The organism is Methanosarcina sediminis (assembly GCF_052056915.1).
GTDB lineage: Archaea > Halobacteriota > Methanosarcinia > Methanosarcinales > Methanosarcinaceae > MTP4.
Genome location: NZ_CP195119.1, coordinates 1,454,516 through 1,472,514 on the forward strand (window position 1 = coordinate 1,454,516; position 17,999 = coordinate 1,472,514).

At 38.9% G+C, this 17,999-nt stretch carries 11 protein-coding genes and 1 pseudogene; 7 read left to right on the plus strand and 5 right to left on the minus strand.

Features of this window, described 5'->3' with window-relative positions; translation table 11 throughout:
- Window positions 1–308: 308 nt before the first annotated feature.
- The 3 genes from ACSAZK_RS06055 to ACSAZK_RS06065 all read left to right on the plus strand — a co-directional run bounded on the left by ACSAZK_RS06055 (window position 309) and on the right by ACSAZK_RS06065 (window position 4,366).
- Window positions 309–1,436, plus strand: a complete 1,128-nt coding sequence (locus ACSAZK_RS06055) for a glycosyltransferase (protein WP_440956478.1) — start codon at window positions 309–311, stop codon at window positions 1,434–1,436.
- A gap of 243 nt (window positions 1,437–1,679) precedes the next feature.
- Entirely contained in the window at window positions 1,680–2,807 is a 1,128-nt protein-coding gene (locus tag ACSAZK_RS06060) for a glycosyltransferase family 4 protein (RefSeq protein WP_440956479.1), read from the plus strand.
- A 440-nt stretch (window positions 2,808–3,247) separates the two neighbouring features.
- Entirely contained in the window at window positions 3,248–4,366 is a 1,119-nt protein-coding gene (locus tag ACSAZK_RS06065; RefSeq protein WP_440956480.1) for a glycosyltransferase family 4 protein, read from the plus strand.
- Window positions 4,367–4,387: 21 nt separating this feature from the next.
- On the opposite strand, the gene ACSAZK_RS06070 is transcribed toward ACSAZK_RS06065, so the two are convergent.
- From ACSAZK_RS06070 to ACSAZK_RS06090, 5 genes are all read right to left on the minus strand, one after another.
- On the minus strand, window positions 4,388–5,578 hold the full coding sequence (locus tag ACSAZK_RS06070; protein WP_440956481.1) for a glycosyltransferase: 1,191 nt from the start codon (window positions 5,576–5,578) through the stop codon (window positions 4,388–4,390).
- A gap of 34 nt (window positions 5,579–5,612) precedes the next feature.
- A complete protein-coding gene (locus ACSAZK_RS06075; RefSeq protein WP_440956482.1) occupies window positions 5,613–6,968 on the minus strand; it encodes a flippase in 1,356 nt (451 codons plus the stop codon).
- 7 nt (window positions 6,969–6,975) lie between these two features.
- On the minus strand, window positions 6,976–8,085 hold the full coding sequence (locus ACSAZK_RS06080) for a hypothetical protein (protein ID WP_440956483.1): 1,110 nt from the start codon (window positions 8,083–8,085) through the stop codon (window positions 6,976–6,978).
- Window positions 8,082–8,999 (minus strand): hypothetical protein, encoded by a 918-nt coding sequence (locus ACSAZK_RS06085; RefSeq protein ID WP_440956484.1) that lies wholly within the window; start codon window positions 8,997–8,999, stop codon window positions 8,082–8,084. Before ACSAZK_RS06085 ends, ACSAZK_RS06080 begins: the two co-directional genes overlap by 4 nt.
- Window positions 9,000–9,575: 576 nt before the next feature.
- Complete coding sequence (locus ACSAZK_RS06090; protein ID WP_440956485.1) at window positions 9,576–10,952, minus strand: mannose-1-phosphate guanylyltransferase/mannose-6-phosphate isomerase; 1,377 nt, start codon at window positions 10,950–10,952, stop codon at window positions 9,576–9,578.
- A gap of 398 nt (window positions 10,953–11,350) precedes the next feature.
- On the opposite strand from ACSAZK_RS06090, the gene ACSAZK_RS06095 reads away from it, so the two are divergent.
- From ACSAZK_RS06095 to ACSAZK_RS06110, 4 genes and pseudogenes are all read left to right on the plus strand, one after another.
- On the plus strand, window positions 11,351–15,565 hold the full coding sequence (locus tag ACSAZK_RS06095; RefSeq protein ID WP_440956486.1) for a DUF7286 family protein: 4,215 nt from the start codon (window positions 11,351–11,353) through the stop codon (window positions 15,563–15,565).
- Window positions 15,562–16,158 carry a sarcinarray family MAST domain-containing protein gene (locus tag ACSAZK_RS06100; RefSeq protein ID WP_440956487.1) on the plus strand — a complete coding sequence of 199 codons (597 nt, stop codon included), beginning with the start codon at window positions 15,562–15,564 and terminating at the stop codon, window positions 16,156–16,158. Before ACSAZK_RS06095 ends, ACSAZK_RS06100 begins: the two co-directional genes overlap by 4 nt.
- Window positions 16,159–16,308: 150 nt before the next feature.
- Window positions 16,309–17,376, plus strand: a pseudogene (locus ACSAZK_RS06105) (DUF7286 family protein); the annotation flags it as partial.
- Entirely contained in the window at window positions 17,373–17,963 is a 591-nt protein-coding gene (locus tag ACSAZK_RS06110) for a sarcinarray family MAST domain-containing protein (protein WP_440956488.1), read from the plus strand. The pseudogene ACSAZK_RS06105 and the gene ACSAZK_RS06110, both read left to right, overlap by 4 nt.
- Window positions 17,964–17,999: the final 36 nt, after the last annotated feature.

Here is a 17,999-nt window from a genome sequence, read left to right on the forward strand (position 1 = left end):
GTAAATTTTTTGTCTGGATTTTAATTCTGTGGATGGTGTCAGTGATTGATAGAATTAAGTGATGAATATAGAATTAAGTGATGGACAGATCGTTATACAGAGTTAAATTCTCAAAGAAAGAATTGATTTATCAATCTAATCCAGAACTGTGTAATGAATACTAATTAGAATTAAATCTATAAAAACATTCATTTTATTGGGTTTTTATGCATGAAAATAATACATTCAGATTCAGAAACAAGGTTATTTATAAACTTTGTGATACAAGGTTAAAAAATATATATTATTGATGCATTGAAGTGGACGATATGAACTCGCTTTTAACGCTCACTCTTTTCACAAGTTTGATACCCATAACAGTTTATTCTATTTACATAGTTGCGGTTTTGATTACAAAAGAACCTGAACCGGTAAAAGTTAAAAATTACCCGCGAATCACCGTTTCAATTCCTACATATAACGAGAGTGAAGTAATTGAAAACAGAATAAAAAACCTGAGAGATATAAATTACCCATCAGAGCTTATCCACGCTATCGTGGTAGACGACCAGTCAACAGATGATACTGTAAAACTGGCTAAAAAAGCATTTAAGGAATACGGGATCTCAGGAGAAGTCATCGTAAAAGAAAAACGTACAGGCACAAACGCATCGGTAAACCTGGGGGTCTCCGGAGCAAAGACCGATATAGTGGTCACAACCGACGCAGACGTCGTATTTGAAAAGAATGCCCTTGACTATGCTATCGGAAGGCTGTTAAGTGATGAAAAAATCGGGGCGGTTTGCGGCGAGCTTGAACCCGTAATTAAAAAGAGTTCATTCACCACAAGTTCGGAAAAAGCCTATCGTTCGGTTTACGGCAAGATGTGCACCTGGGAAAGTGGAATCGATTCCACTTACTGTTTTAACGGCCCCCTCATAGCTCTTAAGAAAAAAGCCTTTTCTCCAATCCCCGAAACCCACGGAGCGTCGGATGCCGGAATGGCACTTAGGATCATTCGTAACGGATACAGGTGCCTGTATGAGCCAGCCGCGAAGTTTTATGAATATATCACGGAAGACCTCGGGCAGCAGAGAAGGCAGAAACTGAGAAGATCGGCGCGGCTTCTGGAGGCTACATTTTACAATCTTGATCTCGCATTTTCGAACTCAAGGAAATTCGGGTTTATCGTATTTCCTTTAAGGATTCTGATGTTTTTCATAGCTCCGGCCGCATTTTTTACGAGTGTTATATTATGGGCGTACCTGGCTGCTGAGGTCAGTTTGATATACGGAGTTGGGATCCTGGCTCTATTTACGCTTGCACTTATATCCGGGATCAGCAGTTCGAATCTCGTATCTTCCTTTATCTGGCACCAGATATACCTTCTGTTCAGTTTGAGGTATATGTTTAAAGGGGTGCATATCTGGAAAGCGATAGATAGAAAGGAAGTTTAAATAGAAAAAAATTTAATAAAGCAAAGTTGCCAACTACATCTTAAATGAGCATTAAGAAAAAATGATTATTGTGAAAATAAAAAAACGAAGTGTATCAAAACCATTAAATTAACCTCAGTCTCAAAAAAATAGAGTTTCTGATCCAACGGCATAAACATCATGTATTGTCATGAGATCGGATTATACAAAAAGTTCAAGAAAATAAGATATTGGAGTTGTTTTATACCTATCAGAGGTTTGAAAATGAAAATTTGCATAATGTCTGCAATACATTCTCCATTTGATACACGCATGTATTATAAAATAGGAAAATCCCTCTCGAATAAGCATGAAATCACAATAATTGCCCCCCACAATAAAAAGATTAACGAGGAAATTGAAGGCATTCATATAATAACAATCCCGGAAACCAAAAAGAAAACCACATACCCGTTTACAATAATCAACATTTTTTTTGCAGCTCTGAAAGCCGATTGCGATGCATACCAGTGCGAATTACCCAGCACCCTACTTGTGGGAGTGATCATAAAGATTCTGAAAAGAAAAAAAGTAGTTTATGACATGAGAGACTACTATCCAACTTTGATCGCTGAAAACGCAATATTTCCAGACAGATTAAAGCCATTAATCAGAGTAGCAAGCATGTGGTGTGAACGCTTTCTTTGCATGTTTGCAGATTTCATCATTACAGTGGACGATGTGATGAAATCCAAATATAAAGATTACAATAAAAATATAATAACGGTTTCAAACTACCCGAAAAAGAATCTATTCATCAGAAAAGAAGGAAGAGAGAAAGATGAAAAAGAAAATTCTGCGGTGTATGTGGGTGGCTTGATCAAATACAAAGGAATGTTTGAATCAATAAAAGCAATAGAAATAGTAAGAAAAGAAATTCCTGACGTCAAGATGGTATTCATTGGAAAATTTAGCAATGATGGATTTAAAGAAGAAATCATCCCATACATAGAAGAGCAAAAACTGGAAGAAAATATTGTACTTACCGGGTGGGTACCACATGGGGAGACGATAAAATATCTGGAGAAAGCTAATGTTGGACTCGTTTTGCTCCAACCAATAGAAAGGTACATCCATGCAATATCTGTAAAACTTTTTGAATATATGGCGTGTGGAATTCCAGTGATAGCAAGTGATTTCCCGGAGATGGGGGCAATAGTAGAAGAAAATAATTGTGGCATTACTGTAGATCCAACAAACATTATGGAGATATCCGACGCAATTATTGAGATCTTAAAAGATCCACAGAAAAAAAAACAGCTGGGGGAAAACGGGAAAAGAGCTGTTGAAGAAAAGTACAACTGGGAAAACATGGAAAAAAGATTATTTGGATTATACGAGGAATTAGCTTGAAGATTGTATCCATTGTCGGAGCCAAGCCCCAGTTCATAAAATGCCCCTGCATTCAGAATTCTCAGAACAGGACATCAAGTACTTTAAATGTCTGATGTTTTAATGAATTAAGCATCGTCTACAGACTAGGAGACGACAAGATCTCTTAAAAAATAATGTATTTAGGACTCGGAACCAAAAGAGAAATTATACAATTCAAATTGATTATCATAAGTGAGCTGTGTGTTGTAAACCATATAATGTCATTATAATACAGATTACAATTGTTCATAATCAATTGGTACTTGGAAATTGATGAAACATTAGTAATTCAACTAAAAATAAATGAGAAGTTGTATGGATAATTTATCCAAAGTACTTACTTGACCATTTACACTTAAATAATAGACAAACATGCTCAAAAGAAGATACAGGCAAGGTTAAAAATGTTAAAAATTTGTATGATGTCAACGAATCATAATCCTCTTGACACCAGGATATTTTATAAGGAAGCAAAAAGCCTAAAAAAAGCGGGTTATGATGTTAGTGTCTTGGGCCACACCAGTGAAAAAACCATAGATGAAGTAGATGGGATAAAAATCATAGGAATCGATAAAAAAGTGGATCCAGGACAATACTTACAATTATTAAACGAATTACTTAAAAATGCAACAGACATTAATGCAGATGTATACCATTTTCACGAACCTGAATCATTACCTGCAGCTATTTATTTAAAATTCTTAAAGAGAAAGAAAGTTATTTATGATGTTCATGAATACTATGTTGACAAATTGCCTGATATGAGTCTTCAAAGAAAATTATTTTTTACCTTTCTTTTAGATTTCATCGAACCTCTATTCTGCCGCTCATTTAATGCAATTATCACAGCAGATGAAGGGATCGCAAAAAGATATAAAAAGTTTAACGAAAATGTCCACCCAATAATCAACCTACCACCATTACAAGTATTTGAAGGAGACAACGACCCTTTTATTGAAGAGAAATATAAGGATGAGGATGTAATTATTTATATAGGTGGGTTGGCTGAAGAAAGAGGAATATTTAACCTCATTGAGGCAACAAATAAAATCTCAAATAAATACACCTCGATAAAATTACTCCTACTAGGCAATTTTGAAACAAATCAATTTAAAAAAAAGTGTTTCGAATACATTAAAAAAAATAAGCTTGAAAAGAATATTGAATATTTAGGATTCCTCCCTCACACAGAAATCCCAAAATATATTAGAATCTCAAAAATAGGTACAGTGCTTTTGCATCCAACAGAAAGATTCAAAAAAACTGCTTATCCCTTAAAATTATTTGAGTACATGGCCTGTGGTAAGCCCGTACTAGCAAGTGATTTACCTGCCATGGGAAAAATTGTCGAAGAAGCGAAATGTGGATTGTTAACAGATCCTAAAGATACGGAAAAAATTTCAGATTACATTATTTATTTGTTAGAAAATCCTCAAAAAGCTGAAGAAATGGGGATGAATGGAAAAAAAGCTGTGGAGACGAAATATAATTGGGGATTGATGGAGAAAAAACTATTGCATATTTATGAACATTTTTAAATTGCAACAATGTTTTATTTGTTATCTAATTAATTTTTTATATATATCCATTATTTTTTCACATACCGCTTCAGAACTATAGTTTTTGTGTACATATTCCTTGATACTATCAGCATCGTACTTATCATAATTATTGATTATCTCAATAATTCCTTCAGCAAGACTATTCACATTCTCTTTTTCAACAAGTAATCCAACTTTGTCCCTCACATAGCCTTCTGGACCCCCACACCGGGTTGCTATAACCGGAATTCCAGAAGCCATTGCTTCAATTCCAACTACGCCAAATGTTTCTATTCGACTTGAAATTACTAAAGCATCTGATAAATTCATATATTTTACCAAATCATCGTCATTTAACCGGCCATGAAACGTGCAATAATTTATTAGACCCAATTCACGGGACAAATGTTCATATTTTTGCTTTTCGGGACCGCTCCCTATTAAATTCAAATGAATATTTTGATACCCCTTGTCATAAGTAACTTGATGTAATGCCCTTAATAGGACATCTATCCCTTTCTTATCGGTCATAACTGAGACATTAATTAAATTAAATATATTACTGTGGTTTCTAATTTGGGATTTTTTTCCTAAATTAAATTTATCCATGTTAATAAAGTTTGGAATTACTTCACATTGTTCCCTTCCAGCTTTATTTATTTTATCTTTTAAATTAGAACCTACAGCACTATAATAATCAGCATTTTTCAATACTTTTGTAGTATAATTGTTATATTTAGTCATCAGTTTATCTTCAAAAAAAGTAGCATGTTCGGTTACCATGAATGGAATTTTAAATTTTTTACTTAATATCATGGCCCCGTACCCTGCTGGATAACTTATATGAGCATGAATTATATCGGGTTTTCCAAATATCTTTACGATTTCTTCATACCCTTCAACCACTTTTTTTTCATACAGTTTGTTGCTCAAATTCTTACTTTTAGGAGTCCAATTAACATAATTAAGTCTGAAAGTTAATAATCCATTTTCTTTACAGATACTTTTTCTTTTAGCATGAATAACTTTTTTTGGCTGGTTTAACCTAATAATATCAACACTCAAGACAGCCACATCGACATATTGATTCAAGGCTTCTGCTTGTTCTTTAAAAAAAATTCCTTTTACAGGATTCTCTTTACTGGGATATGAAGAGGGCAGTATTAAAACTTTTAATCGTCTCATAGAATCCCTTTTTTCTGTTGACAACTAAATTTTGTTTTCAATAAGTTCGATTTGCACTTTATTTAAATATTGAGTTTTTTAATGTATTGATCCCTTCCTGAAATAACAATTTGTCACTGGAACTAAATAAAATAGCTTTCCACCACGGGTTTTTGCTGAGGTAAGAATAGAGCCACAATTTGGTTATTGAATTTAAAACGTAAGCAATAGTAGTGGCTATGGCTGCTCCCACAATACCTAACCTTGGGATTAGAATTATATTACAAATTATATTAACAGAGACCACCAGCATAGAAACATAAAGATTTAACTCAGGTCTTCCCCGTGCAGCAATATCATTTGCCAATACTTTTGACACACTTCCCACGAGCACACCTGGAATTAACCAGAAAAGTGCACCAACCGCCGGGACATACTCACTACCATAAAAAAAGTTAATAAATGGAGATACTAACAGTGCCAATATTAATGCTCCTATTGAAGAAACCAGAAGAACCCAGCGAGCAATCAAAGGTGTTAAATGTTGACGTTTTTCTTCTTCTGTATGTAGTTCTGAAAGGCGAGGTAAAATCACCGTGCTTACTGATTGTGATAAAATCCACAACTTTTCGACAATCTGTACAGCAATTACATAAACTCCCGTAGCCGTTGGCGCAAGAAAGAAGTTGACTAAAAAGAGGTCTGCTCTATAGTTTACAAACGCAAGTATATTACTCAAATGTGCTTTCCAACCATATCCCAGACATTCTTTAGTATAATTATCTATATGATCTCCGTTTTTTTCATCGTTTGCTCGAAGATAAGGCTGTAGTATAATCAACGTAATTACTAACCCGCTTGCCTGTCCGATTATAAAAGAAAGTAAAGCTCCAAAAACACCCATATTTAATAGACCCACTAGGAAAGCGGCAAGTAGTAATGTTACAACGGGAGTTACCAATAAAGCGTAATTGTAATTTTTAAAATCCTGTAAACCTTGAAGAAAACTTTTCAGGAATATCTGAAGTAATGACAATGGAAATGCCAACAGACCAAGCCAAAGAAAAGAAGGCGGTATACCTGGAAACCATTTGTTACTCTGAGTTTCAATTATACAGATACTTATTATAACTCCAATTCCACTTAAAATAAACCAAAGCCGAAGGTTAGTCTTGAATGCAGAATAAGGTTTAATTCTATTTGAGGCGATAAAATATACGTTAGCGGGAGATACACCAAGGTTCAAAAAAGTAGCTAGCATAGTTGGTAAAAGAATTCCTATTGCATACTGCCCGTTGCCTGCTGGACCCAGTACTCGGGCAAGGAGTATAGATAAGCCTAAACCAATAATTATTCCGATACCTTGACGCAAAAATGTACCGAAGATATTTTTACCCAACTTCTTTAAGCCTAATTTAGCAATTATTGGATCCATCAAAAACTCATTCCTTATTTATATTTGCAACCCATTGCCAGTACCCTTTATAAAATAGTCGAATAATAGGATTTGAGAAATCATATGGAATACCCAGGTACCCCTTCATTGAATAATTTATATTTTTTTCTTTCAAAAACAGGTTGTGTCTATAAACAAGCCGAGATCTTTTAGTTAAAATTTCAAGGTATGTATTTGTTTTCGGAGTTACTGGAAGGTGTTTTTGAAAACATTCATTTGGAAATTCATAATTGTTTAGATGAGCTGCATATTCCACAGGTGCATAAGTAGTTATAAATGGTATAGTTTGATTCCTAATTTTTAAAGTACGAATCAATGAATAAGGTTCTGAGGTATTACTGGAACAAATAATCCTTTTATTTCTATTTTCAAAAATACATGGATCCGAAATTATCTCCGGAGACCCCGCACTCATGTAACTTTCTTTACAAGCAGCTATCATAACTTCTTTTGCAACTGCTTCTGAATGATAAAATAGATTCAAAAAATAATCGTTATTGCAAGGATTTCCATTTAACCAGTTTTCTCTAAGATTCGTTATATCTTCAATAATTTTACATGAGTCTTCACTTAATTTTATTTCCGCATATTGACAAAGATTCTGCGTGTGAACATATGACCATAATCTAGTCATCCATGCCCGTTTATCGATTTTATCCTGTTGTTTAGTTATTGCATATTGTATCAACCTGCTTTCCGTGAAGTCTACCAAATATGCTAAAGATAGATTTTTTTTCTCAAGATTTGAGAGTTCACGTACTTTTGAAGCTAACTCTACTTTGTCTGTATCTGTTAAATTTGAAGCATATATCAGATATTGCAAATCTTCAATCATACTTTCAGGAACAATGACTGGACCATGCAAAAATATATTCTTGTCTAAATGATTTACAGATAGCTTATTTGAGTATTTCTTATTAAAATTATCTTTAACCACACATATTACATCTAAATCAGATAGACCTGGGGCTCCAATAGAGCCCATTGTCATGACACCTACAAGATCATTTACAGATTTTACTCCATCTACGTATTTTTTTAGTTCTTCTTCGTATTTTGATCTTGCAATAGAAACTGGTTCATTGAATATCATCATTTTTGTAACCTATTTTCAAGTTCGTGATACAAGGGGAGAATACCAGGCACAATATTTTCATAGATATTATCTTTAATATTTTTATTATTATACCCTAATCGAGAAATGTATGTTATTTTTGATGTAAATGGAAGTTTTCTGGATACAAGAACCAATTCTCTTATCAATGATGGTGTTTTTGGCCAATTTATTCTTATTTTACTTGCTTCCTTGATCGGATCCGCCAAGTCCCCAAATTCTTTGTAAAAAAAATCAAATGAATCAGCTTTGTGCATCGGACAACCTACATCTGTGTAATAGAATGCTGGAATAAGCATTAAATTACTAAGATACCTTTTCATTTGATACATATTGTGCCCATGTCTAAAAAATTTTTTATGATTTAAGAGAGATTCGCATGTTATAAGAGATAGTGCTTTTGTTTCTGGAGAAAAATCAGAATAAAAATGTCTGAAGTTCATTTCAATTTTTTTTAGTCCCCATGAACGCCGATAAACTTCTATGGGAAGAATATCCTCAGAATAGTTAGATATCAGAGAGTCCCATAGGTAAAAAGGACCATGGTGCTGCAGAGGGTCAACTGAAAGCATAAATGTAAAAAAATTCCTTTCATACCAATTTCTAAAAGAATTCATGAGGTCCCTGTTTTGGAATATTTGTTCATCAATATATAAAGTGAGATCCAAATCACTATAATTTGTGGATGTCATGTCACCATAACTGCCATGTACGATCACATTTTTTAGGAAGCCCTTTTTAAATCCCTGGTCAAATAAAATTTCTAATTTGTTATACCACCATATTTTATTAATAACAGTTTGATCGATTTCAGGAACAGTTACATTTGAAGTTATTAATTTATTCTTAGTTTTTGTGGATAATGGTTTAATATGAAAATCCGTGGATGTATTCAAACTCTTCTCAAAAAACTTTGAAATCCGGCAATATTTTTCACGAGTAGGTGACATAGTATCAACATCAATTTATACAGATTGATAAAAATCAATATAAAAATGGTTCCGTACCTTAAAGATGACAATATTCAATTAGGATTATATTAAGATTAGCACTAACGACAGGTCGACATGTTATTTATTCATATATTAACTTTCATTTAATGAAAGTAAAATTGTTAACATACCAATTGATTGCGGTGATGATATTACTATAACTTTAAGTGTATCCTCTTCAAATTAAAGGGTAATTTTTCCAGATAAACAAATACATCGGCATATTACTCACAATGTAGATATGTTCGAATGGGTTACATGGATGTGTTTTTTCAAATATTCAAAATTTATTGACACATCTCAAATTGATCTGATTTACATTGCTACCATCTAATTTGAAGAGGATACCTTTAAGTCTTCATTCAACTCATGAAAGTATTTGTATTAATAAGGCAGATCTATCAATCATTATGTTTGATGAGTCCATCCAAATTCCTTCTTAACAATTTCACACTTGATTGTCTTAATTTTCAAAATTACTCACTCCCTCCCATACACATCATCAAACCTCACAATATCCCCTTCATCAACAAGCTCTCCCAGCTGCACCTCAATAATCTCCAGCGGAAGCTTCCCCGGATTCGACAACCTGTGCTTTTCTCCCGCACGAATAAACGTACTTTCTCCGGGCCTTAAAAAGAACTTATCCCCGTTAACCTCAACACAGGCCATTCCCTTTACAACAACCCAGTGCTCGCTTCTATGATAGTGCATCTGAAGACTCAACTTATGCTCAGGAAGTACAGCAATATTCTTGATCTTGTGCCCTGGGGAGTTTTCAAGCAGAGAATATGAACCCCAGGGACGGTATACTTTCTGTCCTATGTACGCCCTTTCATCATCCCTGTTTTTGAGCTCGGTAACGATTTCTTTTACTTTCTGGCTGCTCTCTTTGGGACAGACCAGCAGGGCATCGGGGGTATCAACAACAACAAGGTCATTTACATCGATAAGGGAAACAATCTTTCCGGACTTTGAGTGAACAAGGTTCCCGGTAGAATTCAAAAGGAAAGGATCGCATCCATGGACCACATTTTCATCCCTGTCCTTTTCAAACTCATCGTAAATTGCAGAGAAATTCCCGAGATCACTCCACTGATGGTCCAGCCTTACAACCGCAACTCGATCGGATTTTTCCATAATGCCGTAGTCAACGGAGATTTTTTCCACGTTTTCGTAGATCCCGGCAATGTTCTCGAATTGCTCAAAACAGGCAAGGACCCCGGGAGCATGCGTCCTGACTTCTTCAAAAAAGAGATCGGTGTCAAACAAAAACATCCCGCTGTTCCAGAGACAACCTTCTTCTATGTACTTTTTTGCGGTTTCTTCGTCCGGTTTTTCCCGGAACCCGGAAACACGGTAGCCGGGACCCAGAGGTTCGGCAGGTTTTACGTAACCATACCCGGTATTCGGGAAGGTGGGCACGACTCCGAAGGTCACGAGAGAAGCAGATACCAGTTCTTCTGCCGAGGAGATTGTTTGCATAGCGGCTTTATCGAGGACGTGGTCGGAGGAGAAAACCCCGACCGTGGATTTCCCGAACTTCCTTTCAATCTCCTTCATCCCGAAAAGGATAGCGGGGAGGGTGTTTCTTCCTTCGGGTTCGATCAGGATGTTTTCGGGAGGGATTTCATGACCAATTTCTTTGATCTGCCCCATCACGAAAAACTTCTGGGCTTCGTTGGTGACCACGAAAATTTCTTCGATTTTGGAAATTTCAAGGCAGCGAAGCACCGTGTTCTGGAAAAGAGACCTTTCACCGAATTTGAGGAACTGTTTCGGGTACATTTCCCGGCTCAGGGGCCAGAGCCGTGTTCCCGACCCGCCTGCAAGGATGATTGACTTAATGCTTTTCATCTCCTCTATGATAAGTGATTTACAAATTGATAAATTTCAGCATCGAATCAAGGTAAATAAAGGTAAATTAAGGTAAATAAGGTAATTTCGAGGGATTCAGATTAACTTAAGAAAGTTGTTGAAATCTTGAGTATATAGATATCCCACCAAATATTAGAATTATAGATATGTCCTGACAATATCCTTATTTTTGGGCGATATATGATAGAAAATTATTAAAAACCTTTGGATGGGCATCCACCTTTTCAAAATATCCACTCAAATGGATACAGTATAAACAATATAAACTTATTTAGTATTGGACCTGTAATTTACAAACTTAATTAAATAATTAGGCAGAAAAGTCTTAAATAATTTTACACCGACTAGAAATTAATTTGTTCTGTTGGGTGGGGGAAATGGCAGGGAAAATGAGCCAGGGATCTGAAAATGGCGCATCGAAAAAGAGAGTCTCGGACAGGAAAAGTTCATCTATCTTTCAGAATACCGAGGCCTACATCCCATTTGCTGTGATCGGGATCTTCATCGTCCTTGCCGCAACCTTCACTTCCGTCTACCTCGTAAAAATGGACTCTGAAATTGCCGAAACCATCTATACCACCGAAAAAAATGACCCCAGACAGACTTCAGTCAAGCTTGCCGCAGCAGACCTTGCCCGCTGCCTGAACTATGCGGGGATTGAAGCCCTGGAATGGCAGGGGGAGCACCCGGTAATCCAGCCCGAGGGGACCCAGGTTGAAAGAAAAATGGAAGACGGCTTTATGGTGGTCCCGCAAAACCAGAACCTGGAAAGGGGAGATGTGCTTAAGGTTTCCATAACCCTGCCCTCAGACGTCTGGGGAAAAATCGAAGCCCTCTGGAAAAATAAGGACGTCATTTTGATTGTAGAGGACTCGAAAGGAAACGAAATCAAAAATGTGAACTACGGGCAGGCCACGGGTTTTCTTCAAAAAGTATACTTTGACGAATACGTCGAGGTACCCGAAACAGCCGAATCCGGCTATGCTTCCATCGAACTCTATTACGGGACTGAAACGAAAGCCTCGGACTGGTTCCAAGTAGAGGTCAGCCCTGTAAAAGATATTGCAATTGACTGCATGAACCGCCTGCTTGCCCAGAACTACCAGGACAACATGCATACCTTCAGGGAGTATGCGATCAACGTGCAGCCCGACCTGACGCCTGAAAAGCTCGAAATCCGCAAAGTAAACGGGACCCTTGAGCGGGAAATCAACCCTACCGACCAGACCTACACTATCTACTACGTCTTTGAAATTCCGAACCTTAACTACACTCTTGTGAACCTGGAATCGGGAGAAACTTTCAACAGAAGTATGAATATCTCCACTCTGATTCCTTCCAGAGAACCTCTTCTTGAAGAACTTGTCCGGGAATACGAAAAAGAACTTGAAAATTCAGCAAGCCTGGACTCCGCGCCTAACATCGTGCTCGGGGCAATGAACCTGAGGACCTTTGCCTACGGTCCCTGGCAATATTACGCAAACGGACCCCTGAACATCCTCACCAATCCTGCCCTGGCAAGCTCTGTCAACGCGGGCACCATCTACACCCAGAAAAGGGTTTTTGATTCGGTAGACCCGCTTGCCCTGACCTACACAACCTACTACAACGGGAAGGTGCTGTACGAAGACGTGAACTCGGCCAGGGAGATCGGAAAAGAGGCTGAATCTGATTTGAATTCGGATTCGGATTCAAGCTCGGATTCAAGCTCAGACTCAAACTTAAATTCCAATACCTCGACCTCTTTCACAGACCTCTATGAGAAAGATAAAGAGGTGAACCTGTCAACAACTTACGATTCCCTTTCAGAAAACAAGTCCTTTAACATTGACATCGAAGAGGGAATCGAAGACTCCTTTACAGACGCTGATACCTCCTACGAGGAAATCGAGGAATATTCGGAAATAAAAGTTGCAGCCTCGGACTACACGGAAGGAGTTATAGACGGCTGGGTCTTCAATGACCGGGAATGGACCCCGGAAAAACCGGACCTTATCCACGACGTTACTGACAGTGTCTACAAAGCCCCTGTTCAGGGGCAGGTGCTAAGGGATGGCTTTGATTCCCCTGATCCGCTGGTCTCCACGATTAATGCGGATTTTGACCGGAGTTCGGTTTCTTACAGCTCGCACACGGTCAGCTGGGACTCGGACTACCTTGCGGCTGGCACTCACATAGGGTCTCTTGTGCCCACCTATGCCTGGAGCGATTCGATCACGAATTCCTATTCTGAATCCGTTAGCCCTTCAATCGACCCCCCGAAAGGGCATGTGGATAGCTGGTGGATCACGAGCGCTTCGGTGAATTTGAAGTCCGTAGAGATTAGTGACGTAAGAGTCGAGCCAAACTACGACTATGCCGGAGAAGACCAAATTATTGCAGAGAACCGGGAAGACGGATACCTGAACAGTGAAGACCACGTTTTTGACTGGAACGTCCGCTATAATATATACTACAAAATAAACACCCGCTGGGAGATAGATTACAGTTATAAGTACGAGTACGAATGGAAAACCTTTGAAGGGTACCGGGATGAGGTAAATAAAACTGGCAAGATCTACAAACATCACTCTGACACGTCAAGCGGCTCGGACTCGGAGACCACGAGCAAAACCGATTCCGAAACCCTCTACCACAGCGAAACGGAATCAGAGAACCTGACGATCATCTTCCACAAACTCCCACCGACCGGCGGCTACACCGGCCTTTCCACTTACGCAGACCCGACGGAAAGGGAATACAGGGAAACAAACGTTGACATCGAAGGCGCTGAAAGGTTTGACCCCTGCTGCTCAGACGCCGCCGACAAATATCGGGCAGAGCACGTGGACCTCCTGGCAATTGAAAGCTTTTACTGGGAGTATCCCAACGGGCAGCACCTGCTGCAGCACGCCGTTTCCTGTGACATCCCACCCTGGCTCCACAAACTGATGGCAGAAGAAATCCTCAGGATGCTTGACTCAATCGAACAGGACAATCCCACCTTCAGCTACTCCCTCCTCGACAACCCGGGCCAGGACCCCACCGACCTGCAGGTCGAAACCGCCGAAAAGCTCATTTTAGACCTGGAATCGAAGCGGGAAACCTATGTAGACAGGAGCCAGCACCTCACAGCTTCCGGCTCAATGTACACTTCCAGCGACTCTGCCCGCTACATTGCAAGAAACGAAGCCTACAACAAACTCATCCTGGAAATCGATCAGAAAAACGAAAAACTAGACTCTGAACTCGACTCCTATGTCATTGACATGCTCGAGAAAAAAGGCCTGGATACCAGCATGCTGGAAAGTGTCAGTTCCGGCCCCCTGACCCTTTTCGATAACCCTGCAATGGAAAGAGCTGCATCAGCCCTGGGAAAAGACATGGGAATCATCAGCACAATGGAAGTCACCGGCCAGCCCGAAAGCAAATACAACTGGACCGAAAACATGACCCTGATCGTGGACCAGAAACCCAACTACCTCTACCACGACCCGGACTTTGATTTAAGAGAAGAATACGAACTTACAGACCCTAGAGGAAGGACTATTTATCCCCTTGGTGTCCGGAACACCTGCATCTTCACCACCGGAATCTCCGAAGAAATAGCCAACGCCATAGGTTCGAGCACTGAATACGTAAAAACCGAAACAGCTCAGCAGATCAGCCAGAGCATCGCCGTCCTGAACGAAGAAGTCCTCCTCCTTGAAGATAACCTCAGCGAACAGGGGGTAGCCCTGGACAGCACGGCTTTAGACCTTGAAATTTACAACCTGAAGCTAACCTACGCAACGGAACTGAAAAGAAATGTAATAGAAGAAATCGCAGCTGAAGTTAGTTCAAACCCCGTCATCTCTGACCTGATCGAAGAAGACAAAGTCAAACTTATCACCTCCCAATACCTCGAAAGCCTCTCCACAGACGAAGTAATAGAAAAATCCTCAAACGGCAACCTCTCGGCCGAACTCTCTACACTCATAAAAACTGAAATTAGAGCCTCAAACCCTTCGATTGAAACCGATGAACTGGATGCTATACTGAACAGAGTAGACACCGACGTTAGAATCGGGGTTGCCAACGGCATTTGCGATATCACGGTAAATAAAGGAGCCCTGATTGATGAGTATTTCGAGAGGATTGACAGCGAACTCAAAGCAATGGCAGATGAGAGTTTAGATGGGCTTAGTGAAGAAGCTTCGGAAAAAGTCTCAAAAAGGTTCCAGATAGCTATGAAGGCTGTACCTTGCGGGTTGCCTGTGCTGCCACCACACTGGATTTTTACGATTAATGTGTGGACTTATGAAGTGGTTGGAAGATATGAAGAATTTACAGTTACTGATAATGATAATGAAGTAATTCCCAAACCTTATTTTGGGCATAAAGGACAGAAGTATGTGAGGACAAAATCACAAATAATACACCCATTTAAGAAAGATGAAAACGGGATTGCGTTAAAATTAGGAAATAACGAAGTAATTACTTTTCATCTCACTGGTTATGCTGCGACAATCGTAGGTCCCGGTCCAAAAGGTGTTGGAGATAAAGCAGGAGATCCTACTGAAAATTCAACGGAATATGAAAATCTTTTATTAGAGCTAGGAGAACAAATATGAGAGTAAAAGAAATTTTACTTGGATTAGTGCTAATTATAACTACAAGTGTCGCATCTGCACAGAATCCATATGGTGATGTCTATACTTACGATGTCTATTTTAATGATAAACTTTTACCGGGAACGGAAGTGGCAAAACCAATTTTAAAAATAGGGGAACCATTTAGCGTAAAGATTAGTTTAACAGTCAATCAAAAAAGTGACGTTTATGTATCACTATCGTGCATGGAAAAAAGCTCTTTTGAAATTATAGATGGTCCCACTTTGAGAACAGGTGACTACACAAAACCAAATATTTTAGAAGCGAACTCTACGATAGAGTATGAATGGCTAGCAAAACCAACTGAAAAATGGGCCGGAGGATCATTACCATTAGATATGTATTATGCAATCTATGACCATGGAAGTCCAGAACCTCTAGTAGAAAGTGGATTTACAGTTGCCTATCCCTACATTTCCACCGAATACTACGAAGGCAAAACCCCTTCCCAGGAATCCTCATCCTCAGAACCCGAAACCTCCTCTGAATCAACACCTGCCTTCACGACCTTAGGAACCTTCCTAGCACTGGCTTTGGCGATATCCCGCCGCTAATTTCCCATGGTAGCCTGATTTCAGAGAGACTCATTCACAAATCAAAGGAAATTAAAACTCGACACCGAACACCAGAAACCAAACTACCTCTACCATGACCCCGATTTTGATTTAAGAGGAGAATACGAACTTACAGACCCAAGAGGAAGAACAATCTACCCTCTAGGCGTCCGGAACACCTGCATCTTCACCACCGGAATCTCCGAAGAAATAGCCGACGCCATAGGTTCGAGCACGGAATACGTAAAAACCGAAACATCTCAGCAGATCAGCCAGAGCATCGACGTCCTGAACAAAGAAATCTTTCTCCTTGAAGAGAACCTCAGCGAACAGGGAATAGCCCTGGACAGCACGGCTTTAGACCTTGAAATTTACAACCTGAAGCTAACCTACGCAACGGAACTGAAAAGAAATGTAATAGAAGAAATCGCAGCTGAAGTTAGTTCAAACCCCGTCATCTCTGACCTGATCGAAGAAGACAAAGTCAAACTTATCACCTCCCAATACCTCGAAAGCCTCTCCACAGACGAAATAATAGAAAAATCCTCAAACGGCAACCTCTCGGCCGAACTCTCTACACTCATAAAAACTGAAATCGAAAACTCAAATCCCCCAATCGAAGCCGATGAACTGGACGCGGCCTTGAACAGGGTGGACACTGACGTCCGAATCGGGGTAGCTAACGGAATCTGCGATATCACAGTGAATAAAGGAACCCTGATTGATGGGTACTTCGAGCAGATTGACAGTGAACTGAAAGAAATGGCAGATGAGAGTTTAGATGGGCTTAGTGAAGAAGCTTCCGAAAAAGTCTCAAAAAGGTTCCAGATAGCTATGAAGGCAGTGCCCTGCGGGTTACCTGTACTGCCTCCACATTGGATTTTTACGATTAATGTGTGGACTTATGAAGTCGTCGGGAAATATCAAAAATTTGTGGTTACAGATAATGATAATGAAGTGATTCCAACTCCTTATTTTGGACATAAAGGGCAGAAGTATGTTAGAGAAGATTCAGAGATTTATGATCCGATAAAAAAAGATGAAGGTGGTTACAATATAAAGATCGGAAATAACATAGCTCTCAATTTTAAAATTAAAGGATATGCATCAACTATTGTTGGTCCAGGACCTAAAGGAGTTGGAGATAAAACGGGAGGAAATATCGAGGAATCAATAAGGTACGGAGAACTTTCAGTAGAACTTGGTGAAAATATATGAAAATAAAATGTATAATTATTGGATTTTTACTTCTTTTGCTGACAAATCAAGCATCTGCCTATAATCCCTATGGAAACATCTACACTTATAATGTGTATTATAATGGGATTTTACTTCCGGGAACTGAAGTCGCAAAACCTACACTGAAAATCGGTGAACCTTTTGAGTTAAAAATAAACATGACTGTTTACCAAGAATACAAAGTATCAGGTAAACTTACACAAATTGGAGATGGTTATTTTGAAGTCGTAGATGGTCCATCTAAAATGGATCAATATTCAAGTACAATTTTGAAGGCAAATGAATCCCATATTTTTGAATGGACGGTAAAACCTACAGCTGAATGGGCTGGAGGATCAATTCCTATTAACTTCCATTATTCGATAGTTGAAAAAGGAAATCCAGAACCCGTTGTAAATAGTGAATTTACAGTCGCCTACTGCACCATCTCCACTGAATACTACGAAGGCAAAACCCCTGCCCAAGGGACATCACCCCCAAAATCCGAAACCTCCCCGGAATCAACACCTGCCTTCACGACCTTCGGAACCTTCCTGGCAGTAGCTTTAGCTGCATCTCGCCACTAATTTATTCTCATGGCAACCTGAATTAAGAGAGACTCA